16 protein-coding genes are annotated in these 23172 nt (G+C 60.4%); 8 read left to right on the top strand and 8 right to left on the bottom strand.

The genetic code is table 11. The features are described 5' to 3' along the window. Positions 1 to 169 precede the first annotated feature (169 nt). The 3 genes from LOY38_RS06895 to LOY38_RS06885 form a co-directional block, all read right to left on the bottom strand. Positions 170 to 919: an enoyl-CoA hydratase-related protein gene (locus LOY38_RS06895; RefSeq protein ID WP_258699371.1), complete on the bottom strand. Its 750-nt coding sequence runs from the start codon at positions 917 to 919 to the stop codon at positions 170 to 172. A 133-nt stretch (positions 920 to 1052) separates the two neighbouring features. After that, positions 1053 to 1988: an iron-sulfur-binding ferredoxin reductase gene (locus LOY38_RS06890; protein WP_258699370.1), complete on the bottom strand. Its 936-nt coding sequence runs from the start codon at positions 1986 to 1988 to the stop codon at positions 1053 to 1055. Then, on the bottom strand, positions 1981 to 3087 hold the full coding sequence (locus LOY38_RS06885; RefSeq protein WP_258699369.1) for a diguanylate cyclase: 1107 nt from the start codon (positions 3085 to 3087) through the stop codon (positions 1981 to 1983). The genes LOY38_RS06890 and LOY38_RS06885 overlap by 8 nt, the downstream gene beginning before the upstream one ends. Positions 3088 to 3571: 484 nt before the next feature. Between LOY38_RS06885 and LOY38_RS06880 the strand changes: the two genes are divergently transcribed. The 7 genes from LOY38_RS06880 (at position 3572) to LOY38_RS06850 (ending at position 18233) form a co-directional block, all read left to right on the top strand. Then, entirely contained in the window at positions 3572 to 5095 is a 1524-nt protein-coding gene (locus LOY38_RS06880) for a fumarate hydratase (RefSeq protein ID WP_258699368.1), read from the top strand. Between the two features lie 217 nt (positions 5096 to 5312). Further along, on the top strand, positions 5313 to 9836 hold the full coding sequence (locus LOY38_RS06875) for a SpvB/TcaC N-terminal domain-containing protein (protein ID WP_258699367.1): 4524 nt from the start codon (positions 5313 to 5315) through the stop codon (positions 9834 to 9836). After that, complete coding sequence (locus tag LOY38_RS06870; protein WP_258699366.1) at positions 9836 to 12553, top strand: RHS repeat-associated core domain-containing protein; 2718 nt, start codon at positions 9836 to 9838, stop codon at positions 12551 to 12553. The genes LOY38_RS06875 and LOY38_RS06870 overlap by 1 nt, the downstream gene beginning before the upstream one ends. 106 nt (positions 12554 to 12659) lie before the next feature. Next, entirely contained in the window at positions 12660 to 14420 is a 1761-nt protein-coding gene (locus LOY38_RS06865) for an ATP-binding protein (protein WP_258699365.1), read from the top strand. Next, positions 14420 to 15751: a sigma-54 dependent transcriptional regulator gene (locus LOY38_RS06860; RefSeq protein WP_258699364.1), complete on the top strand. Its 1332-nt coding sequence runs from the start codon at positions 14420 to 14422 to the stop codon at positions 15749 to 15751. The genes LOY38_RS06865 and LOY38_RS06860 overlap by 1 nt, the downstream gene beginning before the upstream one ends. A gap of 279 nt (positions 15752 to 16030) precedes the next feature. After that, positions 16031 to 17350: an MFS transporter gene (locus LOY38_RS06855; protein ID WP_258699363.1), complete on the top strand. Its 1320-nt coding sequence runs from the start codon at positions 16031 to 16033 to the stop codon at positions 17348 to 17350. Positions 17351 to 17603: 253 nt separating this feature from the next. Next, entirely contained in the window at positions 17604 to 18233 is a 630-nt protein-coding gene (locus LOY38_RS06850) for a flavin reductase family protein (RefSeq protein ID WP_258699362.1), read from the top strand. Here the strand turns inward: LOY38_RS06850 and LOY38_RS06845 are convergent, their stop codons facing one another. Then, positions 18234 to 18464: a hypothetical protein gene (locus LOY38_RS06845; protein ID WP_258699361.1), complete on the bottom strand. Its 231-nt coding sequence runs from the start codon at positions 18462 to 18464 to the stop codon at positions 18234 to 18236. Between the two features lie 41 nt (positions 18465 to 18505). Then, entirely contained in the window at positions 18506 to 18859 is a 354-nt protein-coding gene (locus LOY38_RS06840; RefSeq protein ID WP_258699360.1) for an antibiotic biosynthesis monooxygenase family protein, read from the bottom strand. Between the two features lie 335 nt (positions 18860 to 19194). Between LOY38_RS06840 and LOY38_RS06835 the strand changes: the two genes are divergently transcribed. Further along, a complete protein-coding gene (locus tag LOY38_RS06835; protein ID WP_258699359.1) occupies positions 19195 to 20124 on the top strand; it encodes an AraC family transcriptional regulator in 930 nt (309 codons plus the stop codon). Between the two features lie 126 nt (positions 20125 to 20250). On the opposite strand, the gene LOY38_RS06830 is transcribed toward LOY38_RS06835, so the two are convergent. Genes LOY38_RS06830 through LOY38_RS06820 form a run of 3 tightly spaced genes read right to left on the bottom strand, consistent with a single transcriptional unit; the run spans position 20251 to position 23078 of the window. Then, entirely contained in the window at positions 20251 to 21306 is a 1056-nt protein-coding gene (locus LOY38_RS06830; RefSeq protein ID WP_258699358.1) for an ABC transporter ATP-binding protein, read from the bottom strand. 18 nt (positions 21307 to 21324) lie between these two features. Further along, on the bottom strand, positions 21325 to 22173 hold the full coding sequence (locus LOY38_RS06825; protein ID WP_258699357.1) for an ABC transporter permease: 849 nt from the start codon (positions 22171 to 22173) through the stop codon (positions 21325 to 21327). Then, entirely contained in the window at positions 22170 to 23078 is a 909-nt protein-coding gene (locus tag LOY38_RS06820; protein ID WP_258699356.1) for an ABC transporter permease, read from the bottom strand. Before LOY38_RS06820 ends, LOY38_RS06825 begins: the two co-directional genes overlap by 4 nt. Between the last annotated feature and the right edge of the window lie 94 nt (positions 23079 to 23172).

Here is a 23172-nt window from a genome sequence, read left to right as displayed (position 1 = left end):
TGGCGGGGCTTTTTGGTTTTTTGATCCGAAAGTTGTGTTGCCTGGGCGGGCCTCATCGCGAGCAGGCTCGCTCCCACATTGGCCAGAGTTGTTCACAAATCATGTGACCATCATAAAACCCTGTGGAAGCGAGCCTGCTCGCGAAGAGGCCAGCCCGATCACCACACATTCAATGTCTGCCGATAAACCCCGACAACGCCGCAATCGCTTCCGGCGAACGCAGCCTTTGGGTGAATAAGGCGCCCTCTTCTTCCATAACCTTGCGCAACTGTTCCCGATCCGGCACTTTCATCAATTGCTTGCTGATGCGCACCGCCTCTGGTGGCAGCTCGTCAAAACGCAACGCCATCTCCCGCGCCTTGGCCAACGCCGCTTCGCCACTGCCCAAGGCTTCAGTCGCAATCCCCCACGCGGCAGCCTGTTCACCGCTGAAACCTTCGCCCAGCAACAACAACTCTGCCGCTTTGGCATGCCCGAGCAACCGCGGCAAGATCAGGCTGGATCCGAACTCCGGGCATAACCCGAGATTGACGAAGGGCATGCGCAACCGCGCATCCGTGCTGACATAAACCAGATCGCAATGCAGTAGCATCGTCGTACCTATCCCCACCGCCGCACCGGCCACGGCGGCAATCACCGGCTTGCGGCACTCAAGCAAACTGAGCATGAAGTGGAATGCCGGGCTGTCGAGGTCGCTGGGTGGTTGCTGGAGGAAATCGCCAATATCATTGCCGGCGGTGAAACACTCAGCACCACCGGTAATCAGCACCGCATTGATGTCGGGGTCGGTGTCGGCTTGCTTCAGGGCCTCGACCAAGTGGCTGTACATGGCGCGAGTCAGGGCGTTTTTCTTCTCGGGGCGGTTGAAGCGCAGGGTCAGTAAACCGCGCTCGCGTTCAAACTGGATGGCATCGGGCATGGCGTGTCCTGATCTGAGAGGATCAACGGTGCCGAGGGAGCTTGCTCGCGCTTGAGTGCGCAGCGCTCACAAACTTTTGGGGCCGCTGCGCAGCCCAGCGCGAGCAAGCTCGCTCGCCACAAAAAATCTGCGCTCAACCATGGGGTAGAAAGACATCCGCCAGCAGTTGATTGCGCGGCAAACCGGCCAGGTACAGGCGCCGGGCAAAGGCGTCGACGCTGTCGGGGGCTCCGCAGACTAAGGCCAGGGTTTGCCGGGAAACAAGGCGCAGTTGCGCCAAAGCCGCGGGCAACTCGGCCGCCGTCCAGAGCTCGACGTTCAGATTTTCACGGCCGTCGGCCATGGCTTGCAGGGGTTTGGCCAGATAATGCTCACCGGCATCATGGGCCAGATGAATAACGCGGATGGCGCCCTGGTGATGCTGACGCAACGCTTCGCGCAAGATACCGAACAACGGCCCCAGACCGGTGCCGGCCGCCAGCAACCAGAGTGGTCGGCTGTGCCAGTCCGGGTCGTAATGCAGTGCCCCGCCGCGCAACTCGCCGAGGCGGATCGGATCGCCGATTTTCAAGCGACGCGCCGCATCACTGAATTCCCCCGGTTGGCGGCAATCGAGGTGGAACTCCAGAAAGCGGTCCTCCTCCGGCAGGCTGGCCAGGGAATACGGTCGCGCCACCTGCCCCGCCCACAACACCAGATGCTGCCCTGCCTGATAGCGCAACGGTCGCTCACTCGTCAGGCGCAAACGCAACACGCTGGGGCTCAGCCAATCACTGGCGGCCACCTGAGCGGCAAGGCCATCGCGCAGCGGGTCGAAGGTTTCGATTTGCAGATCGTCGACCACCTGGCACTGACAGGCCAGGCGCCAACCCTGCTGGCGCTGTTCATGGCTCAAGGCATCGGGACGGCTGTCGCCGGGCAAGCCCTCGACACATTTGACCAGGCACGCATGGCAACTACCGGCGCGGCAGCTATAGGGCACCGACACACCGTTTTGATTCAAGGCATCGAGCAGGTTGCTGCCCGCCGCCACCGTCCATTGGCGTGCGCCGACCCGTAACTCAGGCATCGACATTCTCCCAGGCCGCCGCACAACGGTTGCGGCCATCGCGCTTGGCGCGGTACAACGCCTGATCGGCGCGGTGCAAGGCGTGATCCAGATCGTCGCCCAGCTCCAACAAGGTCATGCCCGCCGACAGGCTGAGGTTGCGCACATCCAGGCCGACCAATTCGACATCCATGAAGGCCATGCGCAACCGCTCGCAGCAAGCCGTCAGGCGCTCGGCATCGCAATCGGGCAACAGCACCACAAACTCTTCACCGCCATAGCGGGCCAGGATATCGCCATCGCGCAGGCAGGCAGTGGCCACCCCGGCAAACGCTTGCAGCACCTGATCGCCGGCAGCATGGCCGTGAACATCGTTGATGCGTTTGAAGTGGTCGAGGTCGATCAACGCCAGGCCATGCACCACATCGGCGTCCATGGCGTTCAACTCGCGGGAGGCCAGACGCAGGAAATGTCGGCGGTTGAACAGCCCGGTGAGTTCGTCGGTCGCCACCAGGTCTTCGAGCTGGCGCATCATCCCGCGCAGGGTGTCCTGATGCGCCTGCAAGGCGAACCGCCGCTGACGCATACGCTGGCGTGACATCTGGACGTAGCGGGCGTAAAGCACCAGCCAACCAAGCACCACAAACAGCACGCACACCTGTAACAGGGCCAGCGTCGGGTCGGTCAGCTGAAAGTGGTAGCCCTTCCACAAGGTGATGGCGCTGAAACTGAAGAACACCAGCAACGCGCAACGCACAATGGCCATGCGCGAAAGATGAAACAGCCCGAATAACAGAATCAGCAGGTAAAACACCAGAAACGCGCCGCGAGCCTCGTCCAGATGGGCGATCAGCCAGGTTTGCCAACCCAGCCCCAGCAGTATCTGCACTTCAGTCAGGCTGGGATCAGAGAAACGCAGGTTAGCGCCGCTGTAAAACACCGCGAACAACACCCCCTGGCTGAGCCCCACCAACACGCTGCCGATCACCATGCCGGTGACCGAGTCATCGTAATGGCCGGTGTAAAACGCCAGCCACAGCAGCAGCAAAGCCAGGGCGTAGGTGCCGGCCGCGAGGGCAAAGCGTTTAAGCAAAAGCCGCTGGATGGCGTTATGGGTCAATCGTTGATTCACCGTGAGGAAGGAGGCTGTCGGAGCGTCTCTACTCTACAGACCGAATGCCACTTTAGTGGCGTGTCTGATAAATGACCATTCAATTTTAGGGGCAAAAAAACTGGCGTCAAAACCATGACCCCATCTCGAGATAATCCTGTGGCGAGGGAGCTTGCTCCCGCTGGGCTGCGAAGCAGCCCGCTGCCTTCTTTCAATTGAACTGCGATAAATCCATTACGACTGCTTCGCAGCTGAACGGGAGCAAGCCCCCTCGCCACAAAGGCCATTCGCCAATATTCATAGGTGGGCGGTATGCGACCAACGTTTGACTGTCAACGGATGTGCCCGCCATCGAGGCGCGGTATACTGCCGCGCCTTTTTAGCGTCGCGCCAGCATGCCCGGCGTGCCTTAGAAAGGTGCTTGCAACCGACCGATGCACCCAAGCTGCAAGCACCTTATTGAATGTTCCCGTCTTTTAGAGGAGCGCGACTCATGACCGTGATCAAGCAAGACGACCTGATTCAGAGCGTTGCCGACGCCCTGCAATTCATTTCCTACTACCACCCCGTGGACTTCATCCAGGCGATGCACGAGGCCTACCTGCGTGAAGAATCGCCGGCAGCCCGCGACTCCATCGCGCAAATCCTGATCAACTCGCGCATGTGCGCCACCGGCCACCGCCCGATCTGCCAGGACACCGGCATCGTTACCGTGTTCGTGCGTGTGGGCATGGACGTGCGTTGGGATGGCGCCACCATGGGCCTGGACGACATGATCAACGAAGGCGTGCGCCGGGCTTACAACCTGCCGGAAAACGTCCTGCGTGCCTCGATCCTCGCCGACCCGGCGGGCGCTCGTAAAAACACCAAGGACAACACCCCGGCCGTTATCCACTACTCCATCGTTCCGGGTAACACCGTGGAAGTGGACGTGGCAGCCAAGGGCGGCGGTTCCGAGAACAAGTCGAAAATGGCCATGCTCAACCCGTCCGACTCGATCGTCGACTGGGTTTTGAAAACCGTTCCGACCATGGGCGCCGGCTGGTGCCCACCGGGCATGCTCGGCATCGGCATCGGCGGCACCGCCGAGAAAGCCGCCGTCATGGCCAAGGAAGTGTTGATGGAGTCCATCGACATTCACGAGCTCAAGGCACGCGGCCCGCAGAACCGTATCGAAGAGATGCGCCTGGAGCTGTTCGAGAAGGTCAACCAACTGGGCATCGGCGCCCAGGGCCTGGGTGGCCTGACCACCGTGCTCGACGTGAAGATCATGGATTACCCGACCCACGCCGCTTCGTTGCCGGTGTGCATGATCCCCAACTGCGCCGCCACCCGTCACGCGCACTTCGTGCTCGACGGTTCCGGCCCGGCCTCGCTGGAGGCGCCACCGCTGGACGCCTACCCGGAAATCGTCTGGGAAGCCGGCCCGTCGGCCCGTCGCGTCAACCTCGACACCCTGACTCCGGAAGAAGTGCAGAGCTGGAAGCCGGGCGAAACCGTCCTGCTCAACGGCAAGATGCTCACCGGTCGCGACGCCGCGCACAAGCGCATGGTCGAGATGCTGAACAAGGGTGAACCCTTGCCGGTGGACCTCAAGGGTCGCTTCATCTACTACGTCGGCCCGGTTGATCCGGTACGCGAAGAAGTGGTTGGCCCTGCCGGCCCGACCACGGCGACGCGAATGGACAAGTTCACCCGTCAGATCCTCGAGCAAACCGGCCTGCTGGGCATGATCGGCAAATCCGAGCGCGGCCCGACCGCGATCGAAGCGATCAAGGACCACAAAGCCGTTTACCTGATGGCGGTCGGCGGCGCGGCTTACCTGGTGGCGCAAGCGATCAAGAAATCCCGCGTGGTGGCTTTCGCCGAACTGGGCATGGAAGCGATCTACGAGTTCGACGTCAAAGACATGCCGGTCACTGTTGCAGTCGATAGCAAGGGTGAGTCGGTACACATCACCGGTCCTGCCATCTGGCAGCAAAAGATCAGTGAAAGCCTGGCGGTAGAAGTGCAGTAAGCGCTTCAGTCTGCCCGCACGGCCGGTTCATCGTTATGGATGACCCGGTCGTTTTTTTATCCAGCGTTCCAACCGTTCGCGATAGAAAAACTTTGCGCTTGGCCAACTCAATCTAAAAAAAGCAGCCCTCTCCTGTCAGATATGACAGGTTACGTCCCGCCTCAACCTTGATAGCGTTAATCCACCCACGCCCAACGCGTGCGCATTGGATGAAACCATGGCCGATCAAGACCTCAGCATCACCACGCCTTCCATCACTAAAAGCTCCTCGATCGCCATGATCGGCCAGGGTTTCAGCGCCGTGGGCCCGACCGGCGAAGCGTCGTTCCAGCTGCCACTGCCCATTTCCAGCGCCCGCGCCGCCACCCCGCAGTTGTCGCTGACTTACAGCAGTCAGTCTGGAAACGGCCCGTTCGGCATTGGCTGGAATCTGGGCAGCGGTCAAATCCGGCGCCGTACCAACAAGGGCGTGCCGCGTTATGGCGATGATGACGAGATCATCGGTCACGATGCCCAGATCTGCATGCCCGAACGCAATGCGGACGGCACGATCAAGTCCCGGTTCGAAAGCAGCTTCAACGGCAAGGACATCGGTCTTCACTCGGTGGTCCGTTATTCGCCAGAGGTCGAAAGCGTTTTCACCATCAGGGAACGCTGGCAGCCGGTAAGCCTGACGCCTGACGAGCACAAGCCCATGTTCTGGCTTGTATACGGCGCCGATGGCTCATTGCATATGTACGGCAAAACAGCGGATTCGCGCGTAGCGGCCCCTGACGATCCGCTACGCGTGGGTGTCTGGTTGCTTTGCGAAAGCATGACCGCCCACGGCGAGCATATTTGTTTCGATTACAAGGCGGACGATCAAGACCCCGACCCCGTCCATGACTACCGCGCCCAGCGTTACCTGCGTCGGGCGTTATACGGCAACTTCACCGCCAGCCAGGACCTGTACACCTGGACGGTCGAAACCCCGGCCGATCTGGGTTGGCATTTTCATTTGCTGTTCGACTACGGTGAACGCACCCTTTCACTGACCGAAAAACCCGCCTATGACGGCTACACTCTGCAACCCTGGCTGACCCGTCCGGATGCCTTTTCGGCCTTTGGGCACGGTTTTGAAGTGGGCACACGCCGGCTCTGTCAGCAGGTGCTGATGTTTCACCACTTTCCCGCCGAATTGGGCGCCGAACCGGCATTGGTTCGGCGGCTACTGCTTAAGTACAACCAGAACACACCGCAATGGAGCTACAGCCAGATCACCTCGGCCCACTATCAGGCCTGGGATGCCAGCGGCGCTGTGGAAAACACTCCGCCGGTGCAGTTCGAGCATTCACCTTTCAGCCTCAACAAAACGCCAGTACGGTTGCTCGAACCCGACAATATGCCGGGCATCGAGGATGGCGGTTTCTACCAATGCGTCGACCTTTACGGCGAAGGCTTGCCGGGTTTTCTCTGCCGCCATGACCAGTGCTGGTATTACCGGGAACCGATGCGCGCCGCGTCAGGGCCTGATGACATCGGCTACAGCCCGTGGAAAGCGCTGGAGAACATTCCGGTGGCGAACCGCAGTAAGCCTGTGCTGCAGATACTGACCGACTTGACCGGCGATGGCCGTCTCGACTGGATCACGGCCCAACCGGGCTTGAGTGGATTGCGCACGTTGAATGCAGATCGCACATGGGCCGAATTCAAGACCTTCGCCCAGTTCCCGGTAGAGTTTTTCAGTGCGTACTCACAGCTGGGCGACCTGGCTGGCGAGGGGCTTCTTTCGCTGGCAGTGATCGGGCCACGCTCCGTGCGCTTTTACCGCAACAACCTAGAGGACGGTTTCCAGCAGGCCGAAGAGGTTCCCCATGAGCCCGGCGATGACCGGCTGCCCTTGTTCGGCAATGCCGCCAGCGAACTGGTGTTTCTGGGTAACCTGCTGGGCAGCGACACGACCGAGCTGTGCCGCATTCGCCACGACGAAATCAAATGCTGGCCTAATCTGGGGCACGGCAAGTTCGGTAAGGGGCGGGTGCTCAGCGGTCCTGAGTTCAAGTACGACGAGTTCGATTGCGCACGGGTGCGGATCGCCGACCTCGACGGATCCGGCGCACCGGCATTGATCTATCTGAAATCCGATGCGTACGAGATTTACCTGAATCGTGGCGGCAAAGGCCTGGAAAAAGACCCGATCAGCGTGCCATGGCCTGTGGGCGTGCGATACGACCGACTGTGCGAGGTCACGTTCGCCGACCTGCAAGGCCTGGGCTGTGCCAGCCTGATCCTGACGGTGCCGCACATGAAACCGCGCCATTGGCGCTACGACTTAGTGTCGGCCAAGCCCTATCTGATCACATCCAGCAACAACAACATGGGATGCAGCGCCCGCGTCGTCTACCGCAGTTCGGCGCAGGAATGGCTGGATGAAAAGCAGGAACGGCTTCTTGCAAAACCGCAGGAAGTCCCGGCGTGCTTTTTGCCGCTCAATGTGCAGGTTGTCAGTCGGCAACTGCAGCTGGACGAAATCACCGGCAACTGCCTGAGCCAGGGGGTCAAGTACCGCGAGGGTTATTACGACCCGCTTGCTCGTGAGTACCGGGGCTTTGGCTATCTGGAACAGACCGACAGCGAAAGTGCCACGGGCGATGATGATGTCGGCTTCACGGCGCAAACCCGGGTCCGTAGCTGGTTCATTATCGGCCAGTTCATGGACAGGCCACGTGACGGCTATTTCGACAGGGATCCCGAAGCATTCCCGCTGGGAGAGACATTGCTCAGCGAATATGACGCCATCAACGAGTGCGATGTGCCCTTCCCGCCACCCGACGAAACCATCAAGTATGAAATCGCCCGTGGGATGTCCGGGACGCTCATGCGAGTCGAAACCTACAACGGCGAAGACGACCCGCTCACGGCACAGCCTTACACGGTCACAGAACATCGCTATCTGGTGCGCCAGGTGCGACCTAAAGGTGATCACTATCCCGATGCAATCATCCTGCCTCTACCGGTAGAGAAGATCAGCTACCGGTACGAACAATTTATCGACGACCCCTTGTGCCAGCATGAAATCAATCTGCGCTGGAGCAAATATGGTCTGCCCACCCACTCGGTGGCCATCAGCTACGCACGCCGCCGAACCGCAGGGGACACCCCGCCCTTTACCGACTCCGATGAACAACAGTGGTGGTGCGACGCCCATGACGACGCTCAGCAGTCGTACTACCTGAGCGAGACCCGTGCCCGGTTCATCGATCTGGATGCCGATCCGCAGCATCGGCGATTGGGCTTGCCCTATGAGCAGCGCGCCAATGCGCTGATCTTGCCCAAAGGCTCGCTGCCCGGCGGCCTTGAGCCGGACAAAATTACGTTTAAGGAAATTACCGATCATCAGGATTCCGGCGAGTGGAATGCCCTGCGAGTGCTGACCCAACAGTCGGTGCAGCGTTACCTCAAGACCGAAGATCAGTCGCTGATGCCCGATGGCAAGGCCGAATACGAAGCCCTGACCGGCCCGCTGGAGGTCGCGCAACTGGACAAGACCGCGCTGGACGCCTACAGCGAACTGCCGCCACCCTTCGACATCCGGGACGAGCTGGCGAAAATCGGTTACAACCCTATGAAGTTGCTGTTCGAAACACCGCCGCCGGCCGACGACGAAGACAACCTGTGGTCCGCCCGCTACGGTTTCGCGAAGTACGACAATCTCGACGGTTTTTACAAAGTGCTCGAGTACCACGAGACGCCCAGCCACGGCGTGACGAAAGCCGAATACGACACCTACCGTCTGGCGATCAAAAGCGTCGAACTGCCCGATGGCTGTACCACCCGGATCGAATACGACTATCACGCACTGCAACCGGTGCGCATCATCGATGCCAACGACAATACTCAGGAAGCCATTTACGAACCGTCCGGGCAGCCCTTGGCCATCAGTTTTTTCGGCACCGAAAACGGTAGCGACGCAGGCTTCAGATCGCTGAGCGAGTTCGTGCGCCCGGTGGATCATCGCCCGGACCCGGCCATCGAGAACCCGGTGGATGCCATTCAAAAAGCCGCCAGCACGTTGCGCAAGGATCTGTTCAGCTGGATGGGGCAACTGCCGCCGACCGTCAGTCCCGAACTGCTCGCCGAATGGATCGCCAACGGTGATGTCCTTCCCAGCGGACACATTTGCGCCAGCGCCCGCCAACGTTTGCAGCAAGGCACCGACCTGACTGTGTCGAAACAAGCGTTGAGCGAACTCATCGCCACGGTTCGCCGCGAGCCGGTACACAGCGTCGTCCTCAGCGCCGACCGTTACCCCGACGATCCGGTTCCGGCACAGATCCAGATCGTCAAAGCCTGCGTGGACGGCTTCGGCCGGGCGCTGCAAACCCAGCAATTGGTCGAACCGGGCATGGCTTATGCGGTGGATACCGACGGCAAGCTGATCATCGAGAATGGTCAGTATCTTGAGGTATTCACCGACCCGCGTTGGCGCATCAGCGAACGAGTCGAATACAACAACAAAGGCCTGCCGGTTCGACAGTTCCGGCCGTTTTTCGCCAACACCCATGGCTATGTCGACGACCAGTCCCTGCACCAGCTTGGCTATTTCGATCAGCTGTTCTATGACGTGCCGGGCCGCGCGATCAAGCTGATCAACGCCAAAGGGTATTTCTCCCGCGAGACGTATCATCCCTGGTACCACATCAGCGAAGACTTCAATGACACCGCTGAGCCTTCACCGCCGCAACAGAGCACTTTGCACTGATGTCTGTCAGGGTTCATCGGCGCACGCCTTCGCTCATGGCGAGCGACGGCCGAGGCTTGCCGGTTCGCCAGGTCGCTTATCTGCGCACGGTTGCCGGTGAAACGGCTGCTGCCCTGGTAACCCGCCAGCAACATGACGTTGCCGGGCGGCGAGTGACGCAACAGGATCCGCGCCTGCCCACGCCCAACATCACCACCGTTTACGGGTTGGGCGGCACGCCCTTGAAAATCGACAGCGTCGATGCCGGCTGGCGCCTGAGCCTGCCGGGGCTGGCCGGGGAGACGTCGCAGCGCTGGGACGAGCGCGGCAGCCATTGGCGCATGACCTACGATAATCAGCTGCGCGTGGTGGCCGTCGAGGAAAACGCCCGGCCGGATGTCGACACCTTCACCTACGCCGATGCCTCGGCCGACGCCGGTCATAACCTGCGTGGCCAGTTGCTTGCGCTGGTGGATCCGTCGGGCACCTTGCGCCTCGGCAGCTACGGCCTGCTCGGGCAGCCGCTGGGCGAAACCCGCACCTTTCACGATGCCAAGGCCTTTGTCAGCCACCGCACCTACAACCCGCTGGGCGCCGTTCTGGAGCAGATCGATGCCGGCGAACACCAGCAACAATCGCGCTACGACCTCGCCGGGCAAATCAAACAGGTGCAGTTGCGGCTCAAGGGGCAAACCGATTGGCAACCCGTGTTGCAGGACGCGCAGTACAACGCCGCCGGGCAAATCATTGAGCAACAGGCGGGTAACGGCGTAATCAGCCGTTGGCGCTACGACCCGACCGATGCACGTCTGCAGCGGCAATCTGCACAAGAAAATCAGCAGCCGTCCCTTCAGGACTTCGAATACGAATACGACCCGGTGGGCAACGTTACCCGCATCCTCGACCATGTGTTCACGCCCAGCCATTTCGCCAATCAGCGGGTCGATGGCCATCGCGAATTCAGGTACGACTCGCTGTACCGATTGCACAGCGCCAGCGGCTACGACGACGGCCCGCCTTCGGACATTCCGGGCCTGCCCCAACCAACCGATCCCAACAACCGGCTCAACTACACGCAGACTTACGACTACGATCACGGCGGCAATCTGATCAAGCTCTGCCATGTGCGCGAGGGTGCCTGTCATACCCGCGAGATGTTCATCGACCCAGCCAGCAATCGTGGCGTGCGCTGGACCCCAGGGGATCCCGACCCGCAATTCGACAGACTGTTCGATCGCCACGGCAACCTGCTGGCCCTGCAACCCGGCCAGCCCATGCAATGGAACGCTCGCGATCAACTGACCTCGGTGACTCTGGTCCATCGCGACAACGGCCCCGACGACGAAGAACACTACCGCTACAGCCAGGGCGTGCGGGTCTATAAACGCCACGAAACCCATACCGCGAAAACCAGTCACATTCACGAAGTGCGCTATTTGCCGGGACTGGAGATCCGCACCAAAGACAACGGCGAAGAACTGCACGTCATCACCCTTACCGCCGGCTTCGGCAGCGTCCGTTGCCTGCACTGGGAGAACGACCCGGCGAACATCGGCAGCGATCAACTGCGCTACAGCCTGGACGATCACTTGGGCTCCTGCCTGATGGAACTGGACCAACAGGCGCAATTGATCAGCCACGAAGGCTACTACCCATTCGGCGCCACCGCGTGGATGGCGGCGCGCTCGTTGATCGAAGTCGTCTACAAAATCATCCGCTATTCGGGCAAGGAAATGGATGTCAGCGGCTTGTACTACTACGGCGCGCGATATTACGCGCCATGGTTGCAACGCTGGGTCAGCGCCGATCCGGCAGGAGATGTGGACGGGCTGAATCTGTATGGGTTTGTGGGGAGCAATCCGACGAACTATTTCGATGATGACGGGCAACAGCGAACGCCGGATGAACTGAAGGCCGTCATTGATCGCTACTCAAATCTGCTTACAACGGTCGAATCCAGGCTGAACAGGTCGATTTATCAATTCAACAACCTTAACCGGACCAGGGATATCTACAAATCCAGTGGTAAAAGGGCTGCGCTCACATTGGTCAATGTCTTGGCGTCTGCAATGATCGCAGGTGTCGTTGGTAGTTTGGCGATAACTGCCGGCACGCTCGTGACCAGCGGCAACGTGGCGGCAGGCTCAACGATTGGTATTGGGACGGCTGCCTTGGCAGCGGATGTAGCTGGTAATGCAATTGACAGCGCCGGCCAGAAAAACGCTTTCGGATACCCGCTCTTACCGAAAAGCGACGACTACGATTTGGGCGATATCACAAAAGATGCAGAGCCAGTTCGCATAAGAACTGAGATTAGAAAAATACTAGAGAAATACGACCCGCGGCAAACGGACGGAAACAAGGAAACATTGATGGCCGGGGCGATTGGGGCCGCTGATACGCTGACCGGCAAAAGTACTCATCTGGAAAAGTTTCTTGCATTCTTTCGCCTGAGTGTAGAAATGACTGAGGCGCTTAATGACACACTTGGACCAAGAGATCTTGAGTTGGTAGAACAAGGCGTCTATTTGCTGAGTGACTTTCTGAATACTGAAAAAAAGAAATATGATTCGGCTTTGGAGGAGCTTGAAAATCTCGGTGGCAAGCATATAGCGCTAGCAACTGGAACTCGCCGTCGGCTGGAGGAAACCGAAACTGTAGTAAAAGGGAAGATGCAGCGTGTCCTGGATCTGCGTCCTCGGGTAACCGAGCATCTCCAACGAAAAAAGGCTGTTTGAACAGGCGAGGATAAGAGGTAGCGCGGGGTGATCGGCACGTATCAATGTCAGGGAAAACCTGCGCTGCATGCTATCGTGCCTACCCGCACCTGCGTCGATATTCCCTATGCTCGCGACTTCACAATCCTTGCGCCGATTGCTTTATGCCCTGTCGATAATCGCCGGGGCCGTTCTTGCGGCCACTTTGGCCATCCGCCACACCGAACGCCAGGCGTTGGTGGAGGACGCTGCCCGCGCCAATCAGCAATTGTCGCTGTACGCCAATTCCCTGCACACCCTGATCGACCGCTACCGCGCCCTGCCCGCCGTATTGGCGCTGGACCCGGAACTGCGCGCCGCGCTAAGCGGTGAGGTGAGCCCCGAACAGCAGCTTGCGTTGAATCGCAAACTGGAAAAAATCAACGGCGCCGCGCAGTCCTCGACCCTGGAACTGCTCGACCGCACCGGCCGGGCCGTGGCCGCCAGCAATTGGCGTTTGCCCAGCAGTTACGTCGGCCACAACTATGGCTTTCGCCCCTACTTCAGCCAGACGCGAACCCAAGGCACCGGGCGCTTTTACGCGGTGGGCGTCACCAGCGGCATTCCGGGTTACTTTCTGTCCAGTGCAGTGACCGGCGACGGTGATGAGTTCCTCGGTGCCATGGTGGTCAAACTCGAATTCCCGGAGCTTGAGCGCGAATGGCGCCAGGGCAGCGACACCTTGCTGGTCAGCGATGCGCGCGGGATCATCTTCATCGCCAATCAGCCCGGTTGGCGCTATCGCCAATTGAAACCGCTCGGCGACAGCGACCGCGCCGAGCTCAAGGCCACGCGCCAATACGACAAACAACCGCTGACCCCGCTTGACTATCAATCGGTGCGGCGCTTCGACGACAACAGTGCGCTAACCCGGGTCGATGGCCCCGACGGAGCGGCGGATTACCTGTGGGAATCGCTGCCGCTGGCCGCCGAAGGCTGGACGCTGCACCTGCTGCGCCGCCCGCAGATCGCTTTCGAAGACCGCCGCAACGCCGGGCTCGCCGCCGCCGGGGTGTGGCTGGCCATCGTGTTTTTGCTGCTGTTCCTCAACCAGCGCTGGCGCCTGGCCAAAATGCGCCAGCGCAGTCGTGAAGAACTCGAACAACTGGTGGAAGAACGCACCCGCGACCTGCGCACCGCCCAGGACGGGCTGGTGCAATCGGCCAAACTCGCGGCCCTCGGGCAGATGTCGGCGGCGCTGGCCCATGAAATCAACCAGCCGCTGACCGCCCAACGCATGCAGCTTGCGACGCTGAGGCTGCTGCTCGATCACGGTCGGGTCGAGGACGCCTACAAGGCGCTCAAACCGGTGGACGACATGCTCACGCGCATGGCCGCCCTCACCGGCCACCTGAAAACCTTCGCCCGCAAAAGCCCCAGCGGTCTGCGCGAACGGCTGGACCTGGCGGCGGTGGTCGATCAATCCTTGCAGTTGCTGGATGCGCGCCTGCGTGATGAGCACATCAGCACTGTGCTGCACCTGACCCGCCCGGCCTGGGTACGTGGCGATGCGATTCGTCTGGAGCAGGTGCTGATCAACCTGCTGCGCAACGCCCTGGATGCGATGCACGACAAACCCTGCAAACGTCTGGAAATCCGCCTCGAAGCCGATGAACAATTGTGGCGCCTGAGCGTTTCCGATAACGGTGGCGGCATTGCCGAAGAGAACCTGGATAACGTGTTTGACCCATTCTTCACCACCAAACCGGTGGGTGATGGTCTGGGCCTCGGGTTAGCCGTCTCGTTCGCCATCGCTCACGAAGCGGGCGGGCGCTTGAGTGCCGATAATGGTGAAAACGGCGCGGTGTTCACCCTGACGTTGCCCATTGATCTGGAGGTGCCTGGCTGATGCTCAATTCGGTGATGGTGGTCGATGACGAAAGCAGCATCCGCAGCGCCGTCGAACAGTGGCTGAGCTTGTCCGGCTTCGAGGTGCAGCTGTTCAGCCGCGCCGATGAGTGCCTGGCGCAACTGCCCAGACATTTCCCCGGTGTGATCCTCAGCGATGTGCGCATGCCCGGCATGACGGGGCTGGAACTGTTGGCCGAAGTCCAGCGTCGCGATGCCGACTTGCCGGTGATCCTGCTGACCGGTCACGGTGATGTGCCGATGGCCGTCGAAGCGATGCGCGATGGCGCCTACGATTTCCTCGAAAAACCTTTCAGCCCGGAAACCCTGCTGAGCAGCCTGCGCCGCGCTCTGGACAAGCGCCGACTGGTGCTGGAAAACCGTGCCCTGCACGAACAGGCAGACAATCGCGCCAAACTCGATGCCACCCTGCTGGGTGTATCCCGTGGTTTGCAAACGCTGCGCCGGCAGGTGCTGGATCTGGCGACGCTGCCGGTCAACGTGCTGATCCGGGGCGAAACCGGCAGTGGCAAGGAATTGGTTGCCCGTTGCCTGCACGACTTCGGTCCCCGTGCAGACAAACCCTTCGTGGCACTGAATTGCGCGGCGATTCCCGAGCAGTTGTTCGAGGCCGAGCTGTTCGGTCATGAGAGCGGCGCGTTCACGGGTGCCCAGGGCAAACGTATCGGCAAGCTCGAATACGCCGATGGCGGCACGCTGTTTCTCGATGAAATCGAAAGCATGCCCCTGGCCCAACAGGTGAAACTGCTGCGGGTGTTGCAGGAGCAGAAACTGGAGCGATTGGGCTCCAACCAGAGCATCCACGTGGATTTGCGGATCATCGCCGCGACCAAACCCGACTTGCTGGAGGAAGCCCGGGCCGGACGTTTTCGCGAAGATCTGGCCTATCGATTGAACGTCGCCGAGTTGCGGCTGCCACCGTTGCGCGATCGGCGTGAAGACATTCCCCTGTTGTTCGAGTTCTTCGCGCAGAGTGCCGCCGAGCGTTTGGGTCGCACCTTTGCACCCTTGAGCGGGCCGCAATTGAGCCATCTGCTGAGCCACGACTGGCCGGGCAATGTGCGCGAACTGGCGAACGTCGCCGAGCGCCAAGTGCTGGGCCTGGACGAACCGGAGCCGGTGGGGATCGATCCCGGCCAGTCGCTGGCGGCGCAGCAAGAAGCCTTCGAAGCGCATTGCCTGCGCGCGGCATTGACCCGACATAAAGGTGATGTGAAAGCGGTGCTTGAAGAACTGCAACTGCCGCGTCGTACCTTTAATGAAAAGATGCAGCGGCATGGGTTGAGCCGTGAGATGTTCCTCGGCGAATGATCGTTCCCACGCTCCGCGTGGGAATGCAGCCCGGGACGCTCCGCGTCCCAAAAGCCGAACGCGGAGCGTCCGTTGAGGCATTCCCACGCGGAGCGTGGGAATGATCAGCTCCGGCGGATTTCCGCTTGCCAACCCCAATTCCATAAGCGGATTTCCGCTCAACAAAACCCGCTACCCCCTCTAAACCGGCCCTCCTCCCCTTGGCACAGCTCCTGCTATAGCCCCAGCAGGCTGCGTTTTAACGCGCTCCACAAAAACAATTAAACGAAGGATCCTTCAATGGATAACTCCAACGCCTTGCCTCTTGGGTCGGCTGCCCTGCCGGCCAAAGAAAGAACCACCGCCAGCCGGATCAAATCGATCTTCAGCGGCTCTGTCGGCAACATGGTCGAGTGGTACGACTGGTACGTCTACGCCGCCTTCTCCCTGTACTTCGCCAAAGCCTTCTTCCCCAAAGGCGACACCACCGCACAACTGCTCAACACCGCCGCGATCTTCGCCGTGGGCTTTTTGATGCGCCCGATCGGTGGCTGGCTGATGGGCCTCTACGCCGACCGCGCCGGTCGCAAACGCGCATTGATGGCCTCGGTCTACCTGATGTGCTTCGGCTCGTTGCTGATCGCCCTGAGCCCGGGCTATGAAACCATCGGCATCGGCGCGCCGATCCTGCTGGTGTTCGCCCGCCTGCTGCAAGGTTTGTCGGTCGGTGGCGAGTACGGCACTTCGGCCACGTACCTCAGCGAGATGGCGACCAAGGAACGTCGCGGTTTTTACTCCAGTTTCCAGTACGTGACGCTGATCTCCGGCCAGCTCATCGCCCTGGGTGTGCTGATCGTGCTGCAAAACTTCCTGACCACCGAAGAGCTGTACGCCTGGGGCTGGCGCATTCCGTTCGCCATCGGCGCGCTGTGTGCCGTGGTCGCGCTCTACCTGCGTCGTGGCATGGAAGAAACCGAGTCGTTCAGCAAAAAAGAGAAAGCCAAGGAAAGCGCCATGCGCACCTTGCTGCGCCATCCGAAAGAACTGATGACCGTGGTCGGCCTGACCATGGGCGGCACGCTGGCGTTCTACACCTACACCACGTACATGCAGAAATACCTGGTGAACACCGTCGGCATGAGCATTTCCGACTCCACCACGATTTCCGCGGCCACGCTGTTCCTGTTCATGTGCCTGCAACCGATCATCGGCGGGCTGTCGGATAAAGTCGGTCGTCGACCGATCCTGATCGCCTTCGGTATTCTCGGAACCCTGTTCACCGTACCGATCCTGACCACCCTGCACACCATCCAGACCTGGTGGGGCGCGTTCTTCCTGATCATGGCGGCGCTGATCATCGTCAGCGGCTACACCTCGATCAACGCGGTGGTCAAAGCCGAACTGTTCCCCACCGAAATCCGTGCACTGGGTGTTGGCCTGCCGTACGCGCTGACCGTGTCGATCTTCGGCGGTACCGCTGAATACATCGCGCTGTGGTTCAAGAGCATCGGCATGGAAACCGGTTACTACTGGTATGTCACGGCGTGCATCGCAGTGTCGTTGCTGGTGTATGTGACCATGAAAGACACCCGCAAGCATTCGCGGATCGAGACGAACTGACAGCAACATTGATGGCGGCTGTACCGGCCTCTTCGCGGGCAAGCCCGCTCCCACAGGTTGACCGAGTTCTTTCAGAAGAATGCGGTCGAATGTGGGAGCGGGCTTGCTCGCGATGAGGCCGTAACATTCAACATCTGTGTTGACTGTTAAACCGCTATCGCGGGCAAGCCCACATTAGATCTCATCGCTGGAAATAACCCGCTCGTCCTTGCACTATGATCGATCCCGAAACAAAGCCTCAGGAACCCCGTCCATGACCGACGACATCCATTTCTACGAACCCGCCAACGGCCACGGCCTGCCGCATGACCCGTTCAACGCCATCGTCGGCCCGCGCCCCATCGGCTGGATCTCTTCGCAGGACGCCAACGGTCGCCTGAACCTGGCGCCGTACAGCTTTTTCAACGCCTTCAACTACATCCCGCCGATCATTGGTTTTTCCAGCGTCGGGCGCAAAGACAGCCTGAACAACATCGAGCAGACCGGCGAGTTCGCCTGGAACCTGGCGACGCGTCCGCTGGCCGAGCAGATGAACCAGAGCTGCGCCATGGTCGGGCCTGAGGTCAACGAGTTCGAACTGTCCGGGCTGGCCACCGCCGCGTCGAAAATCATTCAGGTGCCACGGGTTGCCGAAAGCCCGGTGTCCTTCGAGTGCAAGGTCACGCAGATCATTCAGTTGCAGCGTGCCAACAAGGAAGTGGTGCCGAGCTGGCTGATTCTCGGCGAAGTGGTCGCCGTGCACATCGCCAAATGGCTGTTGAAAGATGGGGTGTACGACACCGCCGCGGCAGAACCGATTCTGCGCGGCGGCGGGCCGGCGGATTATTTTCAGCTGGGGCCAGAGGCACTGTTCAAGATGTTCCGCCCGGGGGCGGTCAAGTGATTACCAGAGCAGGTCGGCGTTTTCTTTGACGTCCTGGAGGCGGGTCAATTCTTTGGCCGCGGCCTCGTCGGCTTCATGAGCGGTCTTGAAGGTCTGGCCTTCCAGCACTTTGTGAAAAACCGGGGCACCGGAACCGCCGAGGGCTTTGACGGCAATCGCGGCGTGGTAACCGCCCTCGCCCGGTACTACGGCTGAAACGGCTTCGAAATGTTCAAAGGCTTTGCGTGCCATGTCGCGGATCCTGGCTGATGGAGAATTGCGCCATTAAACCCTCAACCGGCCAGTTTGTGTACCTCTACCGGGGACTGGCCAAGGGCCTGGGCCGCCGAGACATCCTTGAAGGTGTGGAAATCCAGGCTGTTGACCACCAGCTCCTGCACCAATTCGGCAAAAATCTGCATCGCCGGGCTGCCGAAGTAAGCGGTCATGGCCTGCTGGTTGGCCCAGAAACCGGACACCAGCCACAGTTCGGAATCGCATTGTGAGTGCTGCAGGGCGAAGCTCAAGCAACCCGGTGCGTTGCGCGACGGCTCGATCAGGGCGCTCAAGCGCACACCGAGTTCTGCCGAACGCCCGGCGCGGGCGCGGACGAAGGCCATATGACTGACGGGGATTTGCGTAGACATGTTCAACCCTCCCAGGTCATTCAGTGGCAGCCGGGGACGGGCTGCGACAGGATCCAAGATTAGGCGGCGTGCCATGGTCATCGTTAGTCGATTTCTGCCGACGCATTGCACAATCCTGCGAGACTTGGCTCAACACCTGTAACAACCGGTAAAACCCGTCACATCACTGTCACACGCGTTTTGTGTAGGCGCTGCCCATCTGCGTCACGTCATGACCGGGCGGCACACGAAGCCCATGCAGAATCAGGCAAGCTTTTGGCAGGATGTGTCTACCGCTGTCCCTTGCACAAATTTAAGCTCAGCCCATGACCAACACTTCACGGAGGATTCCCTGCATGTCGTCGCTCGATCACTTTCAGGCTCCGCTTCCCGCCGACATGGAAAAACAGCGCGCGGAACTGGCCGACCTCATCCGCCGCAACACGCTGGACGATGGCTCCTACGCCACCGCCGTCGGCTCGCTGTTCATGTCGCGTCACAGTAAATCCCATGATTTCGCCCCGGGGCTAGCCCAACCGGCCCTGTGCATCATGGCCCAGGGACGCAAGGAGGTTCGGCTGGCGGACGAATACTTCAATTACGACCCGCTGAATTACCTGGTGGTATCGGTCTCGATGCCCTTGAGCGGTCGGGTGGTGAATGTCTCGCCCGAGGAACCGATCCTCGCGGTGCGGCTGGACATCGACCCGGCGGAAATCACCGCGCTGATTGCCGACGCGGGGCCCATCGGCGTACCCACGCGGCCCACCGGTCGCGGCCTGTATGTCGAGCGGATCGACGCGGCCATGCTCGACGCCGTGTTGCGTCTGGCACGTTTGCTCGACACCCCCAAAGACATCGCCATGCTGGCGCCGCTGATTCGTCGGGAGATTCTGTATCGGTTATTGCGCAGTCAACAGGGTCATCGGCTGTATGAGATTGCTATCGCCAACAGCCAGAGCCATCGCATCAGCCAGGCGATCAAATGGCTCAACGGCAACTTTGAACAACCGCTGCGCATCGATGATCTGGCACGGGAAGTGAACCTGAGCGTGTCGACGCTGCACCACCGGTTCAAAGCGATGACGGCGATGAGTCCGCTGCAATATCAGAAACAGCTGCGCCTGCAAGAAGCGCGACGGTTGATGTTGGCCGAAGGGCTGGAAGCTTCGGCGGCGGGTTATCGGGTGGGCTATGAAAGCCCTTCGCAATTCAGCCGTGAGTACAGCCGATTGTTCGGCGCGCCACCGCTGCGGGATTTGGCGCGGTTGCGGTTGTCGGTTTGATCCGACATTTGTTGTGTGGCTGATGGCCTTATCGCGGGCAAGCCCGCTCCCACAAGGACCGGTGTACACGGAACCCTGTGTGGGCTTGCCCGCGATGGGGCCAGCAAGAGCAACCCTCCACTAACGTCAGGCGCTCAACACTCGGCACGCCTCAGCCGGCAACGTCACCGACACCGGATTGCCAATGCTCAGCCCAATCCCCTGACACGGCGTGCTCAACGCGGTAAACGACACCCCTGAACACTCGACGGTGGTTTCAATCGTCGCACCGATATCCCGCACAAACGTCACCTTGCCCAGCAAGCGATTCCCCGCCGTGGCTTGGGGCTGCGACAGTTGCAGATCCTCAGGGCGAATCAGCATTTTCACCTTCTCCCCCACCACAATGCTGCTACAGATTGGCACTTGCAGCGCATCGCCACCGGGCAAGCTGACCTTGCCGTTGCCCAGCGCCGTGGCCGGAAAGATATTCCCCGAACCGATAAAATCCGCGACGAATTCATTGGCCGGATGCCGATAGATTTCGATCGGCGTGCCCACCTGCTGCACCCGATGCTCACCCAGCACCACCACGATGTCGGCCATGGTCATGGCTTCGCGCTGGTCGTGGGTGACCATAATGGTGGTGATGTTCAAACGCTGTTGCAGCTGACGGATTTCCACCTGCATCGACTCACGCAGCTTGGCGTCCAGCGCCGACAACGGTTCGTCGAGCAACAGGATTTTCGGGTGCGAGGCAATCGCACGGGCAATCGCCACCCGCTGACGCTGACCGCCGGAGAGTTTTGCCACCGGGCGATCAATCATTTCCTGCAGTTGAATCAGCTCCAGCAACTCCACCACCCGCGCCTGCTGATCGACCTTGCTGACCCCGCGCAGTTTCAGCGGATAAGCAATGTTCTCCCCCACCGTCATGTGCGGAAACAGCGCCAGCGATTGAAACACCATGCCGAAATTGCGCTGATGCGCCGGCGTATGGCCGATGTCTTCACCGTCCAGGCGAATCTCGCCGCCGGTCAGGGTTTCGAGCCCGGCGATCATCCGCAGCAAGGTGGTTTTACCGCAGCCCGAGGGGCCGAGGAAACACACCAGCTTGCCCTCGGGCAAGTGCAGGTTCACATCCTTTACCGCGCAGGCCGAGCCGTAGTGTTTCTCGACGTTTTCCAGAATCAGACCAGTCATTTGAATCACCTCAAGAAATCAGAACGAAACGCCGCCTTCGCCAACCAACTTTTCCAGCGCCCAAATGAGCACGAAGTCGATCAGCACGATCAGCACGGCAAACGAAAATACGGTTGGGTCGAGCGAAGACACGGTGCGGCTGTACATCCAGATCGGCACGGTCATGACGTCGATGGTGTAGAGAAAATAGGTCACGGTGAATTCGTTGAACGAGACGATGAACGCCAGCAGCATCCCCGCCAGAATCCCCGACTTCATCAACGGCACCACCACATCGACAATCGCCCGCAGCGGCGAGGCACCGAGCATTTGCGCGGCCTCTTCGACTTCGCTGCCGATGGAAAGCATCGCTGCCGTGCAGTTCTTCACCACGAACGGCAGCGCCAGAATCACGTGGGCAATCACCAGCCGCGAGGTGGTGATCTGGAACGGCAGGCTGTCGAACACCAGCAGCAAGGCCAGCCCCAACACCACCATCGGAAACACCAGTGGCAGCGACATCAATTGCAGCGCCACTGCTTTACCGCGGAACTCACAACGGGTCAGGGCATAGGCCGCCGGCACTGCGATGATCGTGGCGAAAACCATGGTCAGGCAGGCCACCAGCAAACTGGTGCTCATGGCTTTGCCCAGGCTCAGCACGTCGCTGGCATCCGGCGACACGAAGGTGTGCCAGGCGGCCTTGTACCATTGCAGGCTGTAGCTGCTGGGCGGGAAGTCGAGGTTCGACGCGCCGCTGAACGACATGACGATCATGGTCAGGATCGGCAGCACCGCCAGCAGCAAAATGAAGCCCGAGAGGATGCCGGCAAACTTGCCGGTATCGCCCGGCAACAGCGAGTGACGCTTCTTGATCACAGAGCTCATTGCGAAGCCTCCAGCATGCGCCGACGACGGCCAGTGATGTATTCGGACAAGGTCATGATCGCGAGTGTGGTGACGATCAGCACCACACCGGCGGCGGACGCGGCGGGCCAGTTCATCAGCGGGGCAATCTGGTCATGGACCATCACCGCCAGCATCGGCACGCGCCGACCACCGAGCAGCAACGGCACCACGAAGCTGCTGGCGTTGTAGGCGAACACCAGCGTCGCGCCGGTGATGATCCCCGGCAAACTCATCGGCAACACCACCTGGCGAAACACCTGCAAGCGACTGGCGCCAAGGGTGGCGGCGGCTTCTTCATAAGTGCGGGCAACGCCGCGCATGGCGCTGGCGATCGGCAGCACGGCCAACGGGAACGCGGTTTGCACCAGGCCCATCAACACGCCGTTCTGGTTGTAGAGCAGCATGATCGGCCGCTTGATCAGGCCCAGGCCCATCAGCGCCTGATTGAGCATCCCGCCGGGGCCGAGAATCACCAGCCAGCCGTAGCTTTGCAGCAACAGGTTGACCAGCAATGGCAGCAGCACCGCCGCAAGGAAAATCCGCCGCACAAACGGTGAGGTCAGCCGCGACATGGTGTAGGCCACCGGGATCGCCAGCAGCACCGCGATCACCGCGCTAATCAGCGCCAGGCGCAATGTCAGCAGCAACGATTTGAGGTAATAGGGCTCCAGCAATTGCGCGTAACTGGCCAGGTTGAACCCGGTCCATTCCGCGCCTTTGGTGCCGACGCTCATACGCAGCACCAAGAGGCTCGCGGCAATCAGCACGCCGAGAAACAGCATCGACGGCGTGAGAAAAAGCCAGGCGCGCGCTGTCGGTGAGACACCCCGAGTGATGCGCGTGGGTGCCGCGCTTACCGGATGGGTCAGAGGTTGGTGTTCCATAGCAAGGGTCTCGCCAATGGAAAGCAGCTGAGCGAACACAACCTTCAAAACCACCGTGAACCCTGTGGGAGCGGGCTTGCCCGCGATAGCAATC

Origin of the sequence: Pseudomonas sp. B21-015 (assembly GCF_024749285.1) — a bacterium.
In the GTDB taxonomy this organism is placed as follows: Bacteria; Pseudomonadota; Gammaproteobacteria; order Pseudomonadales; family Pseudomonadaceae; genus Aquipseudomonas.
The sequence above is the reverse complement of the archived record's forward strand: the minus strand, read 5'-3'. Positions and strand labels throughout refer to the sequence as shown.

Excerpts from the sequence above, each read along its gene's own strand:
- LOY38_RS06895 (WP_258699371.1), bottom strand. The coding sequence starts at position 919 with ATGCCCGATGCCATCCAGTTTGAACGCGAGCGCGGTTTACTGACCCTG.
- LOY38_RS06890 (WP_258699370.1), bottom strand. The coding sequence starts at position 1,988 with ATGCCTGAGTTACGGGTCGGCGCACGCCAATGGACGGTGGCGGCGGGC.
- LOY38_RS06880 (WP_258699368.1), top strand. The coding sequence starts at position 3,572 with ATGACCGTGATCAAGCAAGACGACCTGATTCAGAGCGTTGCCGACGCC.
- LOY38_RS06875 (WP_258699367.1), top strand. The coding sequence starts at position 5,313 with ATGGCCGATCAAGACCTCAGCATCACCACGCCTTCCATCACTAAAAGC.
- LOY38_RS06870 (WP_258699366.1), top strand. The coding sequence starts at position 9,836 with ATGTCTGTCAGGGTTCATCGGCGCACGCCTTCGCTCATGGCGAGCGAC.
- LOY38_RS06865 (WP_258699365.1), top strand. The coding sequence starts at position 12,660 with ATGCTCGCGACTTCACAATCCTTGCGCCGATTGCTTTATGCCCTGTCG.
- LOY38_RS06860 (WP_258699364.1), top strand. The coding sequence starts at position 14,420 with ATGCTCAATTCGGTGATGGTGGTCGATGACGAAAGCAGCATCCGCAGC.
- LOY38_RS06855 (WP_258699363.1), top strand. The coding sequence starts at position 16,031 with ATGGATAACTCCAACGCCTTGCCTCTTGGGTCGGCTGCCCTGCCGGCC.
- LOY38_RS06850 (WP_258699362.1), top strand. The coding sequence starts at position 17,604 with ATGACCGACGACATCCATTTCTACGAACCCGCCAACGGCCACGGCCTG.
- LOY38_RS06845 (WP_258699361.1), bottom strand. The coding sequence starts at position 18,464 with ATGGCACGCAAAGCCTTTGAACATTTCGAAGCCGTTTCAGCCGTAGTA.
- LOY38_RS06840 (WP_258699360.1), bottom strand. The coding sequence starts at position 18,859 with ATGTCTACGCAAATCCCCGTCAGTCATATGGCCTTCGTCCGCGCCCGC.
- LOY38_RS06835 (WP_258699359.1), top strand. The coding sequence starts at position 19,195 with ATGTCGTCGCTCGATCACTTTCAGGCTCCGCTTCCCGCCGACATGGAA.
- LOY38_RS06830 (WP_258699358.1), bottom strand. The coding sequence starts at position 21,306 with ATGACTGGTCTGATTCTGGAAAACGTCGAGAAACACTACGGCTCGGCC.
- LOY38_RS06825 (WP_258699357.1), bottom strand. The coding sequence starts at position 22,173 with ATGAGCTCTGTGATCAAGAAGCGTCACTCGCTGTTGCCGGGCGATACC.
- LOY38_RS06820 (WP_258699356.1), bottom strand. The coding sequence starts at position 23,078 with ATGGAACACCAACCTCTGACCCATCCGGTAAGCGCGGCACCCACGCGC.